This window comes from Peribacillus frigoritolerans (assembly GCF_004358755.1).
Taxonomy (GTDB): Bacteria; Bacillota; Bacilli; order Bacillales; family Bacillaceae; genus Bacillus_P.
This window is the reverse complement of record NZ_SMZY01000001.1, coordinates 1,304,543-1,325,447: the sequence shown is the minus strand read 5'-3', so window position 1 is coordinate 1,325,447 and position 20,905 is coordinate 1,304,543. Positions and strand designations below refer to the sequence as shown.

The following is a 20,905-nucleotide window of genomic DNA, read 5'->3' as shown; positions in this document are numbered from 1 at the left end:
TTTTACTCGTCCAGTCATACTCTAACAAGTGGTATGAAATCCTGCCAATAAGCGAGCATTCGTTAGAAATACTTATCTAACCGAGGGAGTAGAATAGGATTTAATATGTCGCTTTTCTTTTTGTTAGTTATAAGTTCTGTGTTCATAGGGCTGGGCCGACCTTTCTGAGTTAATTTGACTATTCCGATTATTTTAGTATATTTTAGGGTAGGAAACCAATAAAAGTCAATCGGTTTTTATCATAGCAATTATTTTATTCAATAATTTAAATTATGCATAATTGATATTTTCATTGAGTAATATAAAAACTAACTATTATTTTAAATTCCGACTTGACACATCTGATTAATTGTATTAATTTGATATTAACAAATTTTTCTATAGAAATTCGCTCACTGGAAAACCAGAAGCTTTCATCCTAGTTACCTTGAGACTGGATTGAAAGCCTTTCGTGTATTTATAAACTTGAACCAAGGAGGAGACGGATCGTTTAGGAATGAGTAAAAGCATATATTCTTATTTAGAGAGGTGGAGGGAATGGCCCTATGAAACCTCGGCAGCAGGCTTTTTTTAGTACTGTGCCAATTCCAGCAAGCATGAATGTGCTTGAAAGATAAGATGAGATATTCGTTTTAAACCGAAACTCTTTCTTATTTTAGAAGGGGTTTTTATTTTATTCAATTTTTGAAGGGGGTGAGGCTACAAAATAATATGGATTTTAAAAAAAGATTGAAAAGGGAGATAATAATGAAAAAAATTTCAATGACACTTCTAGCCGGAATCATATTCGTTATCTTATCAGCATGCAATTTAAGCTCAAACGCGTCTGAAAACAACAAAATTGTCGTAGGATCATCGGGCTCAGATGCTCAAGTTTGGAACTTTATTTCTAAATCGAAAGCAGCGAAAGACGCCGGTATTGAGATTGAAGTAAAAGAATTTAATGACGGCCTGCAAATTAACGAAGCAACCAATGATGGAAAACTTGATGTGAATGCTTTTCAGTCACTATCTTATTTTCAAGATTACGTGAAAAGCAAAGATGCAGATTTAGTCGCAATAGCAACAACTTATTTAGAACCAATGGGCATTTATTCTGAAAACTTGAAATCAGTTGAAAACATCCCTGAAAATGCTGAAATTGCCATTCCAAATGATCCAGCAAACACAGCACGGGCTCTTCGCGTATTGCGAAATGCAGGTGTCATTACGTTAAAAGATGATTTTGATTCATTTGGAACGATTCAAGATATTGTAGAAAATCCTAAAAATATTAAATTTGTCCCGGTGGACGGTTCATCGACAGCAAGGTCACTTCCTGATGTAGATGCCTCCTTAATTGGAAACAGCGTCGCTCTTGATGCTGGACTGAATTCTATTAAAGATTCGATTTACCATGAAGAAATCAATCAAGATACACAGGCTAATATTAATATTCTTGTTACTCAAAAAGAAAACGAAAAAGATAAAAACCTGAATAAATTAAGCAGTATTTATCATTCGAAAGAAGTTCAGGACTTCATTAAGAAGGAATTTGGCGGAACCAAAATCCCGGTGAAAAAACCTGTTGAAGAAATCGTAAATAATCAATAAAGACCCGATACTCAATGCCTGTAGTCAAATTGTTGCCGGAATGGTCTGATACTTATCGTCTGATACTGCCCATTTGTGAAGGGATGATTTATTTGGCTAAACACAAAACCATGAAATTTGCTGTTTATATTGTAGGTTCGGGCATGCATCTCGGATCATGGCGTCTTCCTCATGTTCAAGCAGATGCAAGCATCGATGTTTCATTTTACAAGAAAATATCACAAGAAGCAGAACGCGGGAAATTTGATGCTGTTTTTATTGCGGATAGTTTAGCTATTGATGCAAACTCGCACCCTCATATTTTGAATCGATTTGACCCAGCCATTCTAATTACTGCCATCGCTGTGTCGACGAGTAGAATTGGTGTAGTAGCCACAGCCTCAACTACATACAGCGAACCCTATATCCTTGCACGCCAATTCGCCTCGGTAGACCATATAAGCGGAGGAAGGGCAGGATGGAATTTAGTCACGACAGCTGATGCAACGGGGCTGACAGCGCTCAATTTCAGCCGGAAGAAACATGTTGTTCATGATGAGCGATATAGAATGGCTGAGGAATTTATTGATGTAGTGAAAGGACTTTGGGATTCGTGGGAGGATGATGCATTTATTCGAGATAAAGAGACTGGTCAATTTTATGATGAAAAAAAAGTTCATGTGTTAAATCACGAGGGGACCTATTTTAATATTAGGGGACCTCTTAATATTGGGAGATCCAAGCAAGGCCAGCCTGTCATTTTTCAAGCAGGATCATCTGAACCAGGTCAAAAACTTGCAGCCCGAAGTGCTGAGGTTGTATTTAGCCACAAAGCTGATTTTGAAGAAGCACGCGCTTATTACCTTCAGCTGAAGAATAAACTAAGCCAATTCGGACGTACAGAAGATGAACTTCTTATTCTGCAAGGAATAAATCCTGTAATCGGAAGAACAGAGGAGGAGGCAGTAGAGAAACTCCGTCAGCTTGAAGATGTACTGATGCCTGAACAAGCTCTTAAATTTTTATCTGGATATGTTGGAAATATAGATTTGACCCAATTTAAACATGATACACCTGCTTCTGAAATTCCTTGGAGAGAGGTTAACAGCATTAAAAGTGACTATGAAAAAATTCAGCGTATTATTCGGGAGGAGAATCCTACTGTAGGCGAGCTTTATAACAAGGTGAGTAATGCAGCTCCAAAAGCTAACTTTATTGGAACGCCTGAAAAGGTCGCTGATGAACTAGAACGGTGGTTTACAGGCGGAGCAGCTGATGGATATATGATTATACCTTCAATTTTACCTGATTCATTGACGGATTTTATTGAATTAGTTGTGCCAATCCTTCAAGAAAGGGGTTTATTTAGATCTGAGTACGAAGGTGTGACTCTTCGGGCGAACTTAGGTCTTAGATATCCTGAAAATCAGTTTGTGTTAAAAACGAGTGAACAAGTTAGTACAGGAAACAGCTGAACTTTTATGTCTTGATAAGCAGACCAATTTATTCAACCAGAATATTTTTATAAAACCTACTTGATTTATCGGAAAAATAGGATTAATATTCATTCAATGGATTTGAAATTTCAGAATTTTAAGCGTTGAATGAATAAAGAATTGCCCACTGGTCAACCGGAGGCGCTCCAGATAAGATATCTATACTTATCTGGGGGGCCTTTTTTTGCACCTTCTTTTGCTGACTGGACTTCTGGAGGCACAATAAGATGGGCTGTGAGGACTTATCAAAAGGAAATATGTAAGGAGGAAAATAACGGTGTCAATAAAATTGAGCATCCTTGATCAAAGCCCAATTGGAGCCAATGAAACAGCAGCTGATGCGTTAAGACAAACAGTGGATCTGGCAATACTCGCCGAGAAATGGGGTTATCACCGTTTTTGGGTATCTGAGCATCATAATTCAGAGGAACTAGCAGGCTCTGCGCCAGAAGCGCTCATTTCCTATCTGCTGGCAAAAACAAATCAGATTCGAATAGGCTCTGGCGGAGTTATGCTTCAACATTACAGTCCGTATAAAGTTGCTGAAATCTTCAACGTTTTATCATCTTTAGCTCCAGGAAGAGTGGATCTGGGAATAGGAAAAGCTCCGGGCGGTCTGCCCCTTTCGACAAGAGCGCTGCAGCAAAAACGTATAAACGATGGTCAAAGCATTCATGAGAAGTTAAGTGATCTAAAAAGTCTCATTCATAACAGTTTACATGAGAAACACGAGCTGTACGGTGTAAAAGCTTACCCGAATCCTCCTGAGCCAGCACATCTTTTTCTCCTTGGAGCGAGTGAAAATAGCGCGAAGTTAGCGGCAGAATTGAACATTTCATTTGTTTATGCTCAATTTATCAACAGCGATCAAAATGAACTGGAAAATTCACTTAATGCCTACCTTGATGGAGGAGGAAACAATCAAGACTTTCATTTAGCGCTATCGATCATTGTCGCTGAAACCGATCAGGAAGCAGAAAATCTCAAGGGTGAGAGCAAAGTGATTAGAGTGAATCTGGAAAGCGGAAGACACGTAACGGTTAAAAGCATTGAGCAGGCGGAAAAATTTGCAGAACAGGCGGGTGAATCTTACTCCATAGAAGAACAGGAAGCCGCAATTATATACGGTTCAAAAGAAACGGTAAGAAGACAGGTGTTAGAACTTCAGAACAGTTTAGGAATCAATGAAATCATTGTTTTAACCCCACTAGTGGATGCTGCGACTAAACGAAAATCATATTGGCTTTTAGGTGAAGCTTTTTCCGAAGCAGCAGGTGATTTTAAAAAAACTTTGACAAAGGCGGGAACTGAATGACGAAAAAACAATTAAAACTCGGTGCCCTATTACACGGTGCGGGTGGCAACATGTCTTCATGGAGGCATCCAAATGCTACGGCGGATGCCAGTGTGAATTTTCAGTTTTATAAAGAAATGGCGGTTAAAGCAGAAGATGCAAAGTTTGATCTTATCTTTATTGCAGACGGACTGTTTATCAATGAAAAATCGCTGCCTCATTTTTTGAATCGTTTTGAACCAATCACGATTCTTTCAAGTCTTGCTTCTGTTACTTCGCATATCGGCTTGGTAGGAACACTTTCTACTTCATACAGCGAACCATATACTGTAGCCAGACAATTTGCGTCTTTGGATAAAATAAGCGATGGCCGTGCTGGCTGGAATGCTGTTACATCACCGCTTGAAGGCTCTGCCTCAAATTACAGTAAAAAAGTCCATCCAACCCATGCTGATCGCTATAAAATTGCAGGAGAATATCTAGAAGTGATAAAAGGGTTATGGGATTCATGGGAAGACGATGCTTTTATAAGAGATAAAGAATCCGGTGTGTTTTTTAATCCAGATAAATTGCACCGCATCAATTATGACGGAGAATATTTCTCCATTGCCGGGCCGCTAAATATAGACCGTTCTAAGCAAGGACATCCAGTTGTTTTTCAGGCAGGCTCGTCTGAAGCCGGCATCAACTTAGCCGCTAAAGAGGCAGATGCGGTGTTTACTGGGCATGAATCAATTGAACAGGCAAAAGAATTCTATCAAAAAGTAAAACGTAAAGCAGTTGAATATGGGAGAGCTGCTGATGACATTCTAATCTTCCCTGGAATCAGTCCAATCATTGGAAAGACGGAAGAGGAAGTAGAGAAGAAATACAGAGAGATTGCAAGTTTAGTAACGATAGAAAATGCGATTGATTATTTAGGAAGATTTTTTGATCATTATGATTTTTCAAAGTTTCCTCTGGATGAACCGTTCCCTGAGTTAGGGGATATCGGCAAAAACAGCTTTCAGAGTACGACAGACCGGATTAAAAGAATGGCTAGAGAAGAAAATCTGACACTTCGTGAGGTCGCATTGAGAGTGACGACACCCAGGAGTCAATTTACAGGAACACCGATAAAAATTGCAAACTTAATCCAAAAGTGGTTTGAAGAAGGTGCTGCAGACGGTTTTATGATTGGAAGTGCTGTCTTGCCTGACGGATTAGATGATTTTGCAAACGAAGTTGTGCCAATTTTACAAAATAGAGGCCTTTTCCGATATGACTATGAGCAAGACACTCTCCGAGGTAATTTAGGTCTGAAGAAACCTGAAAACAGATATACGTTATCCATAAATCAAGCTGAGCAATTGAATGCAGGGGTGAACTGATGAGTCATATCTATCGATTAGCGAGACTCGAAGATGCAGAAGAGCTCTTGCACTTGACACTGAGGGCCTATGAACCTATTAGAAAGCTGAATATTAAGTTTCCAGCAGCTACCGCAGATTTAGAGCTCGTAAAGCAAAATATCATCAATCATACATGCTACGTATTAGAAGTAGATCAGGTGATTGTATCAACGATTTCAATCAGACGGTTTGAAGAAGTTACGGACCTTCCTTGCGTTTGGTGGTTTGCAGTTGACACTGCCTTTAAAGGAAAGGGATATGGCAATAAGATCTTGCGCTATGTTGAAGAGGACATATTAAGAGATCGCTTGAATGCAAAGGAAGTTGCCCTTGGAACTTCAGACCGTCATCCTTGGCTAATTGAAATGTATGAGAGAAATGGGTACGTCCGATTTTATGAAAGGGACTATGGAGAAGAAGGAAAAGGCGTGTTTTTGAAAAAGGAACTTGTTCATGAATTATCACCAAATCTATAAATTCATATCAAAGGGAGGATTACCATGCCACAGCAAAAAAAGATCCTATTATGGAGCAGAAAAGGATGCCACTATTGCGAGGAAATTAAAGAATTTTTTGAAAGAAATGAGTATGAGTACACCGCGATAGATGTAGAAGGAAAAGACTATTTGAGGGATATCCTTGAACTGAAATATGGCATCCGCCACGTACCAGTTGTTGAAATTGGTTCAAATCATATTTTTCAGGGTGTAATCGAAAAAGATTTCATGCTGATTGAAAGTCTGATTGCCGGAAGAAATGTTACGGTTGGATAAGACGGAAGAAAAGTACTAAAGGGAAAAATACAGATAATTAATACAGAATATAAGGTTACTACTATTAAAGCAAACAGGGGGAAATTATGAAGAAACTGAAACTAAGTGCAGCCATCATTGCGTTAGGAATATTCCTTACAGGGTGCGGTTCTATCTCCGACACGGCATCCGGGGGCAAAGCAGAGGCAGAGAATAATGTGAAGAAAATCATAGTGGGAACAGGTACACAGTTCCCTAACATTTGCTTCTTGGATGACAAAGGAAAATTAACAGGGTATGACGTAGAGCTTGTCCGTGAAATTGATAAACGTCTCCCTGATTATGAGTTTGAGTTCAAAACGATGGAGTTTTCAAATCTCCTGTTAAGCCTTGAGACTAAAAAAATTGATCTTATAGCCCACCAAATGGAAGTCAATGAAGAAAGAAAGGAAAAATTCTTATTTAACAATGAACCTTATAATGTGTTTCCTCTGAATGTTGTCGTGCATCAGGATAATCAGGACATTAAGTCCGTTGAGGATCTGGTTGGAAAGAAAGTAATTGTTGGTGCGACAAGTAATTCAGCTGTTCTGATCGAAAAGTACAATAAAGAGAATGGAGGAAAAATCAATATCGTTTACGCCGGTCAAGGCTCAGATGATACAAAAACACAGCTTAAAACGGGAAGAGCAGATGCAACAATCAGCACTCCTTTTGCTGTTGATTTCCTAAATGATGCAGCTGATGCACAGCAAAAAGTTGTCGGTCCTGCACTATCTAATTCAAAAGTTTTCTTTTTGCTTCAAAAGGGCGACACAGAGCTTAGGGATAAAGTAGACGGCGCATTAAAAGAAATCAAAAAAGACGGAACGCTGACAGAACTAAGCACCAAATGGCTTGGTGCAGATTATACAGTGTCCAACTAAAAACGGTAAATCAGGAGGCTTGAATGAGAAAAATAGCACCTATCTTTCTACTTATTCTTTTACTTGCAATAACCGCAGGATGCGGTGGAAAACAAACGACGAATGCTGAAAGCAAAGAAAAAAACAGTGAAGTGAAAAAAGTTGTGGTTGGAACTGGTACCCAGTTCCCCAACATTTGTTTTATTGATGAAAACGGGAAATTAACCGGGTATGACGTGGAAGTCATACGCGCCATTGATAAGCTCTTGCCTGATTATGAATTCGACTTTAAAACCATGGAATTCTCTAATCTTCTCTTGAGTCTTGAAACAAAAAAGATTGATATGATTGCCCATAACATGGCTCAGAATGAAGAAAGAAAAAAGAAATTCTTATTTAATGATGAAACATACAATTATTCACCGCTTTATATCACAGTCAATGAGAAAACCGATGACGTAAAAACGCTTGAAGACTTGAATGGCAGAAAAATCATTGCCGGTGCGACAAGCAACGCTGCCGTCTTTTTGGAAAAATACAATAAAGAACACGGCAATAAGATCAACATTGTTTATGCCGGTCAGGGATCAGACGATGCTACAACTCAGCTGAAAAAGGGCCGGGTGGATGCAACACTTGCCACGCCGTTTGCGGTAGACTTCAGCAATAAAGCCGTTGATGCTGAGCAAAAAGTTGTTGGTGATATCATTATTAATTCTAAGGTGTATTTTTTGTTTAATAAGGCGGAATCTGAGTTGAAAGGTGAAGTTGATGAAGCTGTTAAGCAGCTTAAAGAAAATGGAACGCTGACTAAACTGAGCAAAAAGTGGCTTGGAGATGATTATTCAGTTGAGTCAAATTAAAAGGGGGGTTGAATAATGGGGAAAGCATTTGATTTCACCCTTATCCTGGATTTTATTCCAAAACTGCTTTCATATATTCACATTACATTGTTTATCTTAGTGTTTTCCATCCTTTTTGGAATCGTGATAGGTTTTATCATTGCGATCCCCAGAATATATAAAATTCCAGGTCTAAACCGTGCTGCCATATTATTTGTTTCATTTATGCGGGGTACACCTATCATCATTCAATTGTTCTTAATATACTATGGTTTGCCTGCAATTCTGCAGATTGTCGGGATTGATATTACCCGTATGAACCCCATGAATTTTGTCATTATTACGTATGCCTTAAGCAGCGGTGCGACATTTTCGGAAATTATCCGCGGCAGTGTAGCCAGTGTAGAAAAAGGGCAGGAAGAAGCTGCGTACAGTATTGGAATGAATAAAAGGCAGACATTTTACCGGATTATTCTGCCGCAGGCACTTTTAATCGCGTTCCCCAATTTTGGGAATTCTGTCATTGGTTTTCTAAAAGACACATCCCTTGCGTTTACAATTGGGGTAATGGATATGCTTGGCAGGGGTGATACGCTGATTGCTGCAACAGCGCATGCACTCGAGGTCTATATATCCTTATCCATTATCTACTATATTATTGCCATCCTGCTTGAAAAAGGCTTTAAGAAATCAGAAATTCATCTTCAGAGACATGACCATGGAATTGCAGCAAATTAAAAAGGAGGGAAATGGATGGTTATTGATACTCTTTTTATCTTGACTGCTTTTCTCGAAATAATTAAAGCTTTGCCTCTTACACTTACAGTCACGGTTGTTCCATTACTGGCAGGGCTGGGCATAGGTCTTGTTATCGCTGTCATTCGTATGTATAAGATCAAGTTTGTTTATCCCATTGCAGAATTCTATGTATCTTTTTTTAGAGGTACACCGATCTTGCTTCATATTATGGTGATTTATTTAGGAATACCAATGGTATATGATGCCATGGCAGATCAATATGGCTGGGCGTTTAAATCAAACTCTATTCCAATTGTTGTGTTTGTGATTATTGCCTTTTCATTAAATGCAGGAGCGTATATGTCTGAAATTATTCGCTCCGGTATCCTTGCTGTAAACAAAGGTCAAATAGAGGCGGCTTATTCTATTGGAATGACTTCAGTTCAGACAATCAGAAGAATTATTATTCCTCAGGCATTCGCAGCATCTATACCCAATTTGACCAATATTTTTGTTGGGTTTTTGCACGCTTCTTCCATTGCTTTTATTGTTTCCTTAAAGGAACTGAACGGTGCTGCCAATATTGTTGCCTCCAGCAACTTGAAATTTTTAGAAGCATATATTGCGGCTGCGCTTATTTACTGGGGCCTGACTATTATAGTGGAGCAAGTGGCAGCTTGGATTGAAAGAAGAGTTCTTGTTTATGAGAAGGGAGTATGAGTATGATCCAACTTACAAACATTAAAAAGTCTTTTAATGGCCAAGAAGTTCTAAAAGGAATCAATCTTACCGTAAAAAGAGGCGAGATTGTTGTCATACTAGGACCAAGCGGATCTGGAAAAACAACTTTTCTGCGCTGCATAAACTTTCTTGAGAAGCCAAATGACGGGAAAGTTTCCATTGGGGATTATTCAGTAGATTGCAAGAAACCAAGCAAGCTCGACATTCTTACTTTGAGAAAAAGAACCGCTATGGTCTTTCAGCAATATAATCTTTTTAAACATAAAACAGTGCTTGAGAATGTCATGGAAGGACTTGTGATTGTTCAAAAGAAAAAGCCGGATGCTGCTAGAATAATAGCTTTAGAAATGCTTGAGAAGGTAGGACTATTGGAGAAAATTAATGCGTATCCAAGTCAGCTGTCCGGCGGGCAGCAGCAGCGCGTAGGAATCGCCCGTGCCCTTTCTTTAAATCCAGAGGTGCTCCTTTTTGATGAGCCAACTTCTGCTCTTGATCCAGAACTTGTAGGAGAAGTCCTTGAGGTAATTAAAAAGATAGCTCTAGAAGGCATTACAATGATCGTTGTTACGCATGAAATGGGATTTGCAAGAGAAGTATCTAATCACGTGGTGTTTATGGATCAGGGATTGATCGTAGAAGAAGGATCCCCAATTGAAATTTTCACAAATCCAAAAGAAGATCGAACAAAGCAATTCTTGAAAAGAATAAGACCTCAGTTAATACAGGGAATATCTTAAGAATATTAGAATGAGGCTAGTCTTTTAGAACGTTTCTCGAAATTTATTCCTAGTTGACTTATAGGTTTAATATGTATTAAAATACAGACAATTAAGAAAATATTAATACTTAAAAAAAGCTCATCGGAAAACCGAAGGCTCCGGCTCTTACTGACAAGTGGGCTTGGGGCCTTTAATTTATTTTATGAAAGGGTGATTTTTTTGAGTTACATTGTTGCAATATCAGGGAGCCCTTCAAGCGAGTCTCGATCTTCCATACTGGTAAACTTTTTAAGGTCTGAGATTGAAAATAAAGGGATTCGTGTAAAGGAAGCATCAGTTTTAGATTTTCAGCCTGATGTTCTAATACAGGGACAATACGATCATCCTTCAATTCATAAATTCTCAGAGGATTTAAAAGGAGCAAGCGGCATTATTATCATTTCACCTGTATATAAAGCAGCGTATTCAGGGGCGTTGAAAACTTTATTGGATATCCTGCCTCAAGATGTATTTAAAGACAAACCACTATTTCCATTAATGGTGGGAGGGAGTCAGGCACACTTACTTGCTATCGATTATTCCCTAAAACCGCTATTAGCTGCATTAAGTGCACAGACAATATTAAAAGGCGTTTATGTTTTAGATAAGTATGTAGATAAAACAAACATTCTTCACCCTATTTCTGAAGAAGAGATACGATCAAAGATAACCATTCAATTAGGCCAGTTTTTAGAGATTTCGAAAAAAATAAGCAGTATTACAAATGCTAACTAATGATTTAAGGAGGAGTGGGATGGCTAGCTTAAATGAAAAAAAAGTCCAGCAAATTTTAACTGTGCTTAAAAAAATAAACTATGGATCGGTGCTGATTACTATACATGATGGGGAAATTACTCAACTAGACAGCACGGAAAAAAAACGGTTCACAAAAACAAATACAGCTAAAAGCCACGGCAATTATTAGAGGTTATCAATAAGCTGTCAAAGACATATCCTTGGTTGTGATATCTGCGTATTTATTCAAACTCTGAAAACGGAAATTGGATGGATGTTGAGGTGTGTATTATCCCTTTCATAAGCATTGATTAAGAGGCAGAACCAGAAGAGTTATCATTTATAGAGCAAAATAAAGTTTTCTCGGTTATTAAGGTTATTAATAGAGAGGAGAAAATATTATGAAATACTTATTGATTGCAGGCGGGGATAAAATAGAGCAAATCAGTGTTCGGCTTGAGCAGCAGGGAGTTAAGGTCATTTCCCATCTAGACGGCAGAAAACCTAAATTAATCTTAAAGGAAATTCCACGTAAAGTAGACTTCGTACTGGTCATAACAGATTATATAAACCATAATCTTTCAAATGTTGTTAAAAAGAAGGCTCAGGAAAAGTCCATTCCGATTTGTTTTTCAAAACGCTCCTGGAACTCCATCGCATGTGAAATCAATAAGATGATAGCTTCTGCATAGAAAAAATTACATTTTTATGCCATAAAACCAACTTGACTTATAGGAATAATCATAATAAAATCAATGATATAATACTGCTGATCGGTCATCCGAAAGCTCATACCCTAAAGCGGTATGGGCTTTGTTTAATAAGGAGGTATAAAGTAGTGAAAGACTCCAAGAAAGAAGCTGTTAGTAAGGTTCTCGAATTATTAAATACGATCAAGGATGGAAATTTAACGGTGACATTTCTGAACGGTGAAATTATTCAATTAGATAGTTATGAGAAATTTGTATTATTGGATGAGTAAAGAGCTAGGATCTCTGTTAGATTACACTAATTCTAATAATATAGATTGAGAAATCTTTAGTAAAAAATTAATGAATTTTCTTCTTATCAAGAGAGGCGGAGGGAATGGCCCGATGAAACCTCAGCAACAGATTCTATCACTAGAAGACTGTGCTAAATCCATCAAGCAATGTGCTTGGAAGATGAGAAGAGGTAAGCTGAAAAGCGATGAAACCTCTTCTTGAAACAGAAGGGGTTTTTAATTGCTATAAAACCCTTCATCTAAAAATAAAGGGGTGCACGCAATGGGTGATATTATTCGTCAGGCTATTGAAAAAAGAAAAAGTTATTTGATAAGGAAACTATTAAGCAATGGCATTTACAAGAAAAATGAACTGCATCTTTTTGAATTAACACTAACTGAGCTTGAAGAGGAATTCAGACGAACCTTTAAAGTTCAATAATTAGAATAGTCAACTAATATAAATATTATTATTTATGGCTTTAAATTTGAGTTGAAAGGTAAGAATACGATTTTTTACCTTTCGTCATAATCAAATAAGTAAAGCTGATCGGATAACCGAGGGCATATCCATTTTTTGCCGGGTTATGTTTATTTAGCTCATTTCGTAAACATTGTTGGTATGTGACTTGCTTATATACTGGGAGGGTTCAATATTGGAAAAAGCCAACTTGTTTTCTGATGTTAAAACGGATGTATTTATTGAAGGAAGAGTCGTTGCCGGAAGAAAAATTGGAAGGGAACTAGGGTTTCCTACAGCAAATATTGATTCAAATGTAAGCAGACTGAGTAACGGGGTATATGGTGTAACGGTCATTTTACATGACAGAAAATACTTTGGTGTTATGAATGTTGGTGTGAAGCCAACTGTTGACTCTAATTCGCAAAAAACATGTGAAATACATTTGCTTGATTTTCAAGGGGATATATACGGAGAAAACCTAAGATGCCACATTCTTTTTAAAGTAAGAGAAGAAAGGAAGTTTGATTCTTTAGAGCTGCTGACAAATCAAATTAAGGGGGACATTTTATATGCAAAGAAACGTTTTTACTCCATTGGATATACTTCAGCACGAGAGCGAGACCTTTCTAACGGAAAGCGAATATTTAAATCTTCCTGACTTGATTTTTTACAGTAAGTGCTGTCAGGAATATTCTATAAATAGAGGGGTGTATAACACGATTGACAACTGGTTTTATGAATATGGTGTTTTCAATATTCTATCCAGAAGAATATATATTTTGGCTTTCTTGAGTTTTGTGAATAACCAAAATAATAAATTAGAACACCAAAAATTCACTAGGTTTGGAAGAGGCGGACTGACTTTAAAGCTAAATGAATTTGTCACTTGTTATATCAATAGACAAGAAAAAAGATCTCCAAATATTCGTTCTGTAAAATAATTGGCACATTAAATGAGGAGTTGGAAATTTTAAGGAGGCGGATGGTATGAATCAAGAATTGTCAATTCATATTCTAGAGGAACACGATAGAGAAAACGTTCGTCAATTGTTGATCGAAAGCTACAGACAATACGAAAAAGAATTTACAAGACCGGAATCTTGGCAGACCTATTTGGAACATATTACCGCCTCGGTTGATAATGTGCAAATAGATCGCATTTTAGTAGCTAAGTCGGGTCAATCCGTCATCGGTACCCTTCAATTGTTTGAAACTTCTGAAACTGCATATGGCAGACCGGAGCTTGAAATTTCATCACCGATTATCAGGCTGCTTGCCGTCCATCCTGATGCACGGGGACGCGGTGTTGCCCGGGCATTGTTGAACGAAAGCCTTCTATATGCTAAATCAAAAGGTGCTGCCAGCTTGTATTTGCATTCAAGTGACGTTATGCATAAGGCCATTCGATTGTATGAATGGCTTGGATTTACGCGTGACCAATCAAAAGAATTTACGAATCAAAATGTTCTTGTTAAATGTTATCGGTTTGATTTAAAAAGGGAAGGTGAACCTCATGAACCAGGCGGAACTCGAAGCCTATTTAATCTCAATACGACGTCAATTACACCAGTATCCGGAGCTGTCGAGAGAGGAATTTGAAACAACGAAGTCAATTACATCATGGCTTCAAGAAAAAAAGATTGAGATTCGGCCAACGACACTTAAAACCGGTGTTTTTGCAGATATTAAAGGAGGTAAACCAGGTCCAACGATTGCTGTGCGTGCTGATATTGATGCATTGCCGATAGAAGAAAAAACAGACTTGCCTTTTGCATCAAAAGTAAAAGGAGTCATGCATGCTTGCGGTCATGATTTTCATACCGCAGCAGCGATTGGGGCTTCATATCTTTTAAAAGAAAATCAGGAGAATTTAAAAGGAAATGTCCGTTTATTGTTTCAGCCGGCTGAAGAGATAGGAGGAGGTGCAGAAAAAGTAATCAAAGATGGTCAATTGAATGGGGTAGATGCCGTCATTGGTCTACATAATAAGCCCGATCTGCCAGTGGGAACAATTGGTCTTAAACAAGGCCCGCTAATGGCAGCTGTCGACAGATTTAAAGTCGTCATTCGAGGAAAAGGGGCCCATGCTGCTTTGCCAAATAACAGCCGTGATCCGATTGCGGCGGCAGCTCAACTTATTACCTCTCTTCAATCGATTGTCAGCAGGAATGTCTCACCCCTTCAAAGTGCTGTGGTCAGTGTAACAAGGATTGAGGGGGGAAGTACTTGGAACGTCATTCCAGGTGATGTCACAATTGAAGGCACGGTGCGCACATTTGATTTAAATGTCAGGTCTGAAGTAAAAGAACGTTTTTATACGGTTACGGAACACATTACTGCAGCTTTTTCACAAAAAGCAGAGATTCAATGGTTTGCGGGACCTCCGCCCCTGATTAATCATTCTGTTATAACGGAAATTACCCGTGCTGCAGCTGGAAAACTGTCTCTTAAAGTGGTTGATCCCGAACCTTCAACGGCTGGTGAAGACTTTGCTTACTATCTTCAAAACATTCCGGGATCATTTGCATTCTTTGGAACAAGCGGCAATGAAGACTGGCATCATCCATCATTTACTGTGGATGAACGTGCTATTCTTAAAGCTGCTTACTATTTGTATGAAAGTACCATTGAACTGCTGGATCACTATTCAAGTATTGCAGAAAAACAGAAAAGCTATTCAGTTTAAATAATTAATAGATTTTTAATGGGGGCATTCCATATGAAATTTGTCTTATTTTCTCTGCTCAGCAATCTTCAAAATCCTGTAACCGGTGAAACATTGTCCGACCAGCAAAAGTTACAATCGATAATTAAACAAGCTGCTTATGCGGAAGAGCAGGGATTTGACGGTTTCGGAGTTGGAGAACGGCATGGACCTCCATTTCTTTCTTCATCCCCGGCAATCATATTAACTGCAATTGCAGCGCAGACATCCAGTATCCGATTAATGACGGCCGTTACGGTCTTAAGTGTGCTGGACCCTGTTCGTGTTTCAGAAGATTATGCAACGTTGGATCAATTGTCAGACGGACGCCTTGAAATGATCATCGGGAAGGGCAATGACCCGCGTCATTACCCTCTTTTTGGAATTTCTGAAGATGAACAGTGGGAGTCTCTTGCTGAGAGATATGGCTTATTAAAGCGATTGTGGACAGAAGAAAATGTATCCTGGTCCGGAAAGTATCGTCCCGATTTATATGAAGTAACAACAGAACCACGCCCGCTTCAAAAGCCGATTCCAGTATGGCATGGAAGTGCATCAAGCAAACAGTCAACAGAATTAGCTGCTAAATATGGAGAACCTATTTTCTCCTCAAATACTTTTCACCCAATGGCGAAATATAAAGAATTGATTGATCACTACAAAGAACGTCTGGATTATTATGGACACGATTCAGAAAAAGCTATTATTGGATCTGGATCAGGAGGTCTTTATTTGGCAGATACGACTGAAGAAGCTATTAAGAGATATCGTCCATACTATGACGCTTTTAACAATACAGATGCAGCAAAATACAATCAGTCACCATTCAATGATCTTGAAGATAATATTAAGAATGGACCTGCTTTGGTTGGTAGTGCTGAACAGGTAATTGAAAAGATCTTATATTATTACAGAGCATTTGGTCACCAGGTGCAGAGTATTAGTGTTGACGGTTTAACCGAAACGGAACAGCTTGAGCAGATTAATCGGTTTTCTGAAGAAGTAATCCCGGTAATCAAAAAAGAGATTCCTGAGATGATTTGGTCTCATAATAACGTTTAGATAAATTATTATTCCAATTTAAAAACCCGGTTGACATTTTCGGAATTTTAAGTTATCTTTTGAATATTATAATTATTGTAAGTAATAAGTACTAATACATAGCCGATTGGAAAACCAAAGGCCCTAGTCATTCAAGATGATTTAGGGCTTTTCTTTTTGGGGATAAAACCAAGTATTCCAATGAGTTTTGTTAATTTCAGAAATTCCATCTGACCTTTTAGTCAATAGAGATGGTTACGTTCAGATATTAAACCAAGTATTTCAATGAGAATAGTAGTTTAATTTATTGCGATTTAATTTAATATCCAGTGATAAGTAGAAAAAAAGATGTGCTGATCAGAAAAACTGAAGGCCGCTGCTTCCTGTTAAGCGCGGCCTTTTTTATATAACTTAAAAACAAAAGGGGAAATTGATGTGAAAAGAAGAACTTGGATTGGACTTATTACTGCCATAATGATGGTACTGTTTGCCGCAGGCTGCAGCCAAAAGACAAACACAGCATCGGAAAAACCCAAAGAGGACGCTACTGCTTCTAAGGAACCAGTAGAACTATTAAATGTTTCGTATGACCCAACACGTGAACTTTATCAAGAGTTCAACCAGGAATTTGCTAAGCATTGGGAAGAGGAAACTGGTCAAAATGTGACGATTCAGCAGTCACACGGGGGGTCCGGAAAGCAGGCAAGATCAGTGATCGATGGACTTGAAGCTGACGTTGTAACGCTGGCACTTGCTTATGATATCGATGAGATTGGCAATAAGCGCGGGATTATTTCCAAGGATTGGCAGACGAAGCTGGAAGAAAACTCGACGCCATACACATCTACCATTGTGTTTCTCGTCAGAAAAGGCAATCCAAAGGGAATTAAGGACTGGGATGACTTAATCAGAGAAGATGTGTCGGTTATCACACCAAACCCAAAAACATCTGGCGGAGCAAGATGGAACTATCTTGCAGCATGGGCTTATGCAGGGAAAAAGTTTGATGGCGATGAGACAAAAGTTAAAGGATTCATGAAAGACTTATTTCAAAATGTAGAAGTGCTTGACTCAGGAGCCCGTGATTCCACGAACACATTTGTACAAAGGGGAATCGGAGATGTTCTGATTGCATGGGAAAACGAAGCCTATTTATCAATCAAAGAGCTTGGAAAAGATAAATTTGAAATTGTAAACCCGTCTTTAAGTATCCTTGCTGAACCACCGGTAGCAGTAGTTGATAAAGTAGCAGAGAAAAAAGGGACAACTGAAGTAGCAAAAGCGTATTTAGAGTATCTCTATACGGAGAAGGGACAGGAAATTGCTGCTAAGAACTACTACAGACCGCGTAATCCTGAGGTGTTGAAAAAGTATTCAGACCAATTTGCTGATATCGAGTTTGTCACAGTAAACGAAGATTTTGGCGGATGGCAAAAAGCACAGGAAACCCATTTTAATGATGGAGGTACATTTGACGAAATCTATCTCAAAAAATAGGAAAGGTTTCAGGTGATGAAATGGGGAAAGTGAAAAAAACTGCTTTTAAGAAACATAGAGTTTTACCGGGATTCGGGCTGACGATGGGGTATACGACACTGTATCTAAGCATTTTGGTGCTCCTGCCTTTGTCCATGATTTTTTTCTACACCGCAAGAATGGGATGGACCGATTTTTGGGAAACGGTTTTAGATCCGCGGGTAGTTGCTTCATATAAATTAAGTTTTGGAGCTTCGCTGACAGCTGCTTTAATTAATGTATTATTTGGAGTGCTTTTAGCATGGGTCCTTGTCAGGTACCACTTCCCCGGGAAGAAAATCATTGATGGATTAGTTGATCTGCCTTTCGCGCTTCCAACCGCTGTAGCTGGAATTGCCTTAACGACGGTTTATGCTCCTAACGGATGGATTGGCAGCTTGCTGGATTTTAAGGTTGCTTTTACCCCGATTGGAGTGGTTATTGCACTGACTTTCATTGGTCTGCCATTTGTCGTAAGGATGGTCCAGCCTGTCCTTCAGAATCTTGAAAAAGAAGTTGAAGAAGCTTCCTCCTCATTGGGTGCAAGCAGACTGCAAACATTTAGAAACGTTATCTTCCCGGAGCTGCTGCCAGCAGCTCTTGCGGGATTTACACTTGCTTTTGCAAGATCGCTTGGTGAATACGGTTCTGTCGTGTTTATTGCCGGCAACATGCCAATGAAAACAGAAATTACCCCGCTGCTCATTTTAACTAAGCTTGAACAGTATGACTATACAGGAGCGACGGCTATTGCTTCAGTCATGCTGGTGACATCATTTATTCTTTTATTGCTAATTAACGTTATCCAATGGTGGACAAACAAAAAGTTTATTCACGGGTAGGAAAGAGGTGCTGGTTTGGCTGGAAATGTCCCTTTGGAGTTTTCAACTCCTGTAGCTGTAAATGTGAAGGGAACATCAGATCCCAAGTGGGTTCAATGGCTGCTCATAACGATTGCGCTCTTGTTTTTGGGTCTCTTTCTCATTCTGCCGCTAATTACTGTTTTTTTGCAGGCCTTTGATAAAGGCATAGAAGTCTATATGGGGGCAATCACAAATCCTGAAGCATTATCGGCAATAAAGTTAACCCTTTTAGTGGCGCTGATTGCTGTCCCATTGAATGCTCTATTTGGAATCATGTCCGCTTGGGCAATCACAAAATTTCAATTCAGGGGCAAAAATTTCTTGATCACGCTGATTGATTTGCCATTTGCCGTATCGCCAATCATAGCCGGACTGATCTTTGTCTTGCTTTTCGGTGCACAGGGGTTATTTGGTGAATGGTTATTAAATCGTGATATAAAAATCATTTTTGCGGTACCTGGGATTGTTCTCGCTACCATATTCGTTACATTTCCGTTTGTTTCTAGAGAACTTATTCCTTTAATGCAGGCGCAAGGAACAGCTGAGGAGGAAGCATCCATCACTTTAGGAGCAAGTGGCTGGAAGACATTCTGGTATGTGACACTGCCTAATATTAAATGGGCGCTTCTGTACGGAATGATTCTCTGTAACGCAAGGGCAATCGGAGAATTTGGAGCCGTATCCGTTGTGTCAGGTCACATCCGAGGGTTAACAAATACGATGCCGCTTCACATTGAAATTCTCTACGGCGAGTATCAGTTTGCTGCAGCATTTGCAGTAGCTTCTCTGATGTCGTTAATGGCAATCTTCACATTAATTATTAAGAGTATTCTTGAATGGAAGGCAAAGAAACAGATGGATACAGAAATACATTGAAGTAGAGAGGTATTCAAATGAGTATTGTAATCAAACAAGTTTCAAAGTCTTTTGGAACTTTTCAGGCATTGGAAGACATTAATCTGGACATTCAAACCGGTGAATTGGTTGCGCTTTTGGGTCCATCAGGATCAGGCAAAACCTCGCTGCTTCGGATCATCGCCGGATTAGAGGCGGCTGACGAGGGCACCATTCACTTTGACAACGAAAACATTACTTCCATAACAGCAAAAGAACGCAAGGTTGGTTTTGTTTTTCAGCATTATGCTTTGTTCAGACATATGACTGTATTTGATAATGTTGCATATGGTTTAAAGGTAAGACCGCGTAAGGAAAGACCGGTAAAGAAGGAAATAGAAAGAAAAGTTCTTGAATTGCTTGAGCTTGTTAAATTAGAATCATTAGCCAGCCGGTATCCGGCCCAGCTGTCAGGAGGTCAAAGACAGCGTGTTGCGCTGGCCAGAGCTTTAGCCGTCGAACCAAAGGTGCTGCTTTTAGATGAACCGTTTGGAGCTTTGGATGCGAAGGTAAGAAAAGAGCTGCGAAGATGGTTAAGAAGGCTGCATGATGAATTTCAAATCTCAAGTATTTTTGTGACACATGATCAGGAGGAAGCACTTGATGTAGCTGACAAGATTGTTGTCATGAATCAAGGGAAAATTGAACAAATTGGGACACCAAATGAAGTATATGAAAATCCTCAATCTCCGTTTGTTTATGATTTTTTGGGCAGCGTGAATTTATTTAAAGGGCGACTCACTAATGGAAAGCTTATGCAAGGTGACTTTGTTTTAAATATCCCAGGCTGGACCGGATCTAATATCCAGGAAGCTATAGGTTACGCAAGACCTCATGATATTAGTATCAGCAAAGAAAGCCATGGAGAAGAAACGGTTCATTCAACAATCACCCATTTACACATGGTTGGCCCATTTGTACAGGTGGAATTGATCCGGAGCGACACGAGTGAATATTTAGAAGCTGAAATTACAAAAGAGCTGTATTTAGAGCTGAATCTAGAAGTTGGTGAAGAAGTATATATAAGACCAAGGCAGTTAAAGGTATTTATACCTGAAGATTATATGATTTAAATATGTGAGAAAACATGTTCATACAGCGGAAGTGACATTAAAAAACTGAATGAATTTAAGAATTACTGCGGGCTAGATTCTAATAAGGCAAATAGAGGAAGAGAATAACAATCAAAGTCATAAAAGATTTCTGATAGAATTATCAA

The 20,905-nt window shown here is 38.8% G+C and carries 24 protein-coding genes and 2 riboswitches; all 24 genes read left to right on the top strand.

Annotated elements, in window-relative coordinates:
* Positions 1 to 513 precede the first annotated feature (513 nt).
* A riboswitch (SAM riboswitch) is annotated at positions 514 to 620 on the top strand.
* A gap of 127 nt (positions 621 to 747) precedes the next feature.
* Complete coding sequence (locus tag E2R53_RS06895) at positions 748 to 1,593, top strand: MetQ/NlpA family ABC transporter substrate-binding protein (RefSeq protein WP_133310990.1); 846 nt, start codon at positions 748 to 750, stop codon at positions 1,591 to 1,593.
* A gap of 92 nt (positions 1,594 to 1,685) precedes the next feature.
* Positions 1,686 to 3,047: an LLM class flavin-dependent oxidoreductase gene (locus E2R53_RS06890; RefSeq protein ID WP_133310989.1), complete on the top strand. Its 1,362-nt coding sequence runs from the start codon at positions 1,686 to 1,688 to the stop codon at positions 3,045 to 3,047.
* 298 nt (positions 3,048 to 3,345) lie between these two features.
* Positions 3,346 to 4,383 (top strand): LLM class flavin-dependent oxidoreductase, encoded by a 1,038-nt coding sequence (locus E2R53_RS06885; protein WP_286166099.1) that lies wholly within the window; start codon positions 3,346 to 3,348, stop codon positions 4,381 to 4,383.
* Positions 4,380 to 5,732: an LLM class flavin-dependent oxidoreductase gene (locus tag E2R53_RS06880; protein ID WP_133310988.1), complete on the top strand. Its 1,353-nt coding sequence runs from the start codon at positions 4,380 to 4,382 to the stop codon at positions 5,730 to 5,732. Before E2R53_RS06885 ends, E2R53_RS06880 begins: the two co-directional genes overlap by 4 nt.
* Complete coding sequence (locus tag E2R53_RS06875; RefSeq protein WP_133310987.1) at positions 5,732 to 6,229, top strand: GNAT family N-acetyltransferase; 498 nt, start codon at positions 5,732 to 5,734, stop codon at positions 6,227 to 6,229. Before E2R53_RS06880 ends, E2R53_RS06875 begins: the two co-directional genes overlap by 1 nt.
* 24 nt (positions 6,230 to 6,253) lie before the next feature.
* Positions 6,254 to 6,526 (top strand): glutaredoxin family protein, encoded by a 273-nt coding sequence (locus E2R53_RS06870; protein ID WP_133310986.1) that lies wholly within the window; start codon positions 6,254 to 6,256, stop codon positions 6,524 to 6,526.
* Positions 6,527 to 6,612: 86 nt separating this feature from the next.
* A complete protein-coding gene (locus E2R53_RS06865) occupies positions 6,613 to 7,431 on the top strand; it encodes a transporter substrate-binding domain-containing protein (protein WP_133310985.1) in 819 nt (272 codons plus the stop codon).
* Positions 7,432 to 7,454: 23 nt separating this feature from the next.
* Entirely contained in the window at positions 7,455 to 8,273 is an 819-nt protein-coding gene (locus E2R53_RS06860; protein WP_133310984.1) for a transporter substrate-binding domain-containing protein, read from the top strand.
* A gap of 15 nt (positions 8,274 to 8,288) precedes the next feature.
* Positions 8,289 to 8,990 (top strand): amino acid ABC transporter permease, encoded by a 702-nt coding sequence (locus E2R53_RS06855; RefSeq protein ID WP_133310983.1) that lies wholly within the window; start codon positions 8,289 to 8,291, stop codon positions 8,988 to 8,990.
* A 15-nt stretch (positions 8,991 to 9,005) separates the two neighbouring features.
* Complete coding sequence (locus E2R53_RS06850) at positions 9,006 to 9,710, top strand: amino acid ABC transporter permease (protein ID WP_133310982.1); 705 nt, start codon at positions 9,006 to 9,008, stop codon at positions 9,708 to 9,710.
* A 2-nt stretch (positions 9,711 to 9,712) separates the two neighbouring features.
* On the top strand, positions 9,713 to 10,468 hold the full coding sequence (locus E2R53_RS06845; protein ID WP_133310981.1) for an amino acid ABC transporter ATP-binding protein: 756 nt from the start codon (positions 9,713 to 9,715) through the stop codon (positions 10,466 to 10,468).
* Between the two features lie 201 nt (positions 10,469 to 10,669).
* Positions 10,670 to 11,224, top strand: coding sequence for an NADPH-dependent FMN reductase (gene ssuE / locus E2R53_RS06840; protein ID WP_165970917.1), 555 nt, complete (start codon positions 10,670 to 10,672; stop codon positions 11,222 to 11,224).
* A 19-nt stretch (positions 11,225 to 11,243) separates the two neighbouring features.
* On the top strand, positions 11,244 to 11,414 hold the full coding sequence (locus E2R53_RS06835) for a YezD family protein (RefSeq protein ID WP_133310979.1): 171 nt from the start codon (positions 11,244 to 11,246) through the stop codon (positions 11,412 to 11,414).
* A 211-nt stretch (positions 11,415 to 11,625) separates the two neighbouring features.
* Entirely contained in the window at positions 11,626 to 11,916 is a 291-nt protein-coding gene (locus E2R53_RS06830) for a DUF2325 domain-containing protein (protein WP_133310978.1), read from the top strand.
* Between the two features lie 146 nt (positions 11,917 to 12,062).
* Positions 12,063 to 12,206: a DUF2292 domain-containing protein gene (locus E2R53_RS23165; RefSeq protein ID WP_165970916.1), complete on the top strand. Its 144-nt coding sequence runs from the start codon at positions 12,063 to 12,065 to the stop codon at positions 12,204 to 12,206.
* A gap of 80 nt (positions 12,207 to 12,286) precedes the next feature.
* Positions 12,287 to 12,394: riboswitch (SAM riboswitch) on the top strand.
* Between the two features lie 95 nt (positions 12,395 to 12,489).
* Positions 12,490 to 12,648, top strand: coding sequence for a Fur-regulated basic protein FbpA (gene fbpA, locus E2R53_RS06820; RefSeq protein WP_133310976.1), 159 nt, complete (start codon positions 12,490 to 12,492; stop codon positions 12,646 to 12,648).
* A gap of 214 nt (positions 12,649 to 12,862) precedes the next feature.
* Positions 12,863 to 13,327 carry a riboflavin kinase gene (locus E2R53_RS23530; protein WP_286166098.1) on the top strand — a complete coding sequence of 155 codons (465 nt, stop codon included), beginning with the start codon at positions 12,863 to 12,865 and terminating at the stop codon, positions 13,325 to 13,327.
* A gap of 329 nt (positions 13,328 to 13,656) precedes the next feature.
* Complete coding sequence (locus tag E2R53_RS06810; RefSeq protein ID WP_133310975.1) at positions 13,657 to 14,268, top strand: GNAT family N-acetyltransferase; 612 nt, start codon at positions 13,657 to 13,659, stop codon at positions 14,266 to 14,268.
* Entirely contained in the window at positions 14,183 to 15,355 is a 1,173-nt protein-coding gene (locus E2R53_RS06805; protein WP_133310974.1) for an amidohydrolase, read from the top strand. The genes E2R53_RS06810 and E2R53_RS06805 overlap by 86 nt, the downstream gene beginning before the upstream one ends.
* Positions 15,356 to 15,388: 33 nt before the next feature.
* Complete coding sequence (locus E2R53_RS06800) at positions 15,389 to 16,435, top strand: LLM class flavin-dependent oxidoreductase (protein WP_133310973.1); 1,047 nt, start codon at positions 15,389 to 15,391, stop codon at positions 16,433 to 16,435.
* Between the two features lie 453 nt (positions 16,436 to 16,888).
* Positions 16,889 to 17,911 carry a sulfate ABC transporter substrate-binding protein gene (locus E2R53_RS06795; RefSeq protein ID WP_133311191.1) on the top strand — a complete coding sequence of 341 codons (1,023 nt, stop codon included), beginning with the start codon at positions 16,889 to 16,891 and terminating at the stop codon, positions 17,909 to 17,911.
* Between the two features lie 20 nt (positions 17,912 to 17,931).
* Positions 17,932 to 18,771, top strand: a complete 840-nt coding sequence (gene cysT / locus E2R53_RS06790; protein WP_133310972.1) for a sulfate ABC transporter permease subunit CysT — start codon at positions 17,932 to 17,934, stop codon at positions 18,769 to 18,771.
* Between the two features lie 15 nt (positions 18,772 to 18,786).
* On the top strand, positions 18,787 to 19,668 hold the full coding sequence (gene cysW, locus E2R53_RS06785) for a sulfate ABC transporter permease subunit CysW (protein ID WP_133310971.1): 882 nt from the start codon (positions 18,787 to 18,789) through the stop codon (positions 19,666 to 19,668).
* A gap of 17 nt (positions 19,669 to 19,685) precedes the next feature.
* Positions 19,686 to 20,759: a sulfate/molybdate ABC transporter ATP-binding protein gene (locus E2R53_RS06780; protein ID WP_133310970.1), complete on the top strand. Its 1,074-nt coding sequence runs from the start codon at positions 19,686 to 19,688 to the stop codon at positions 20,757 to 20,759.
* Positions 20,760 to 20,905 lie beyond the last annotated feature (146 nt).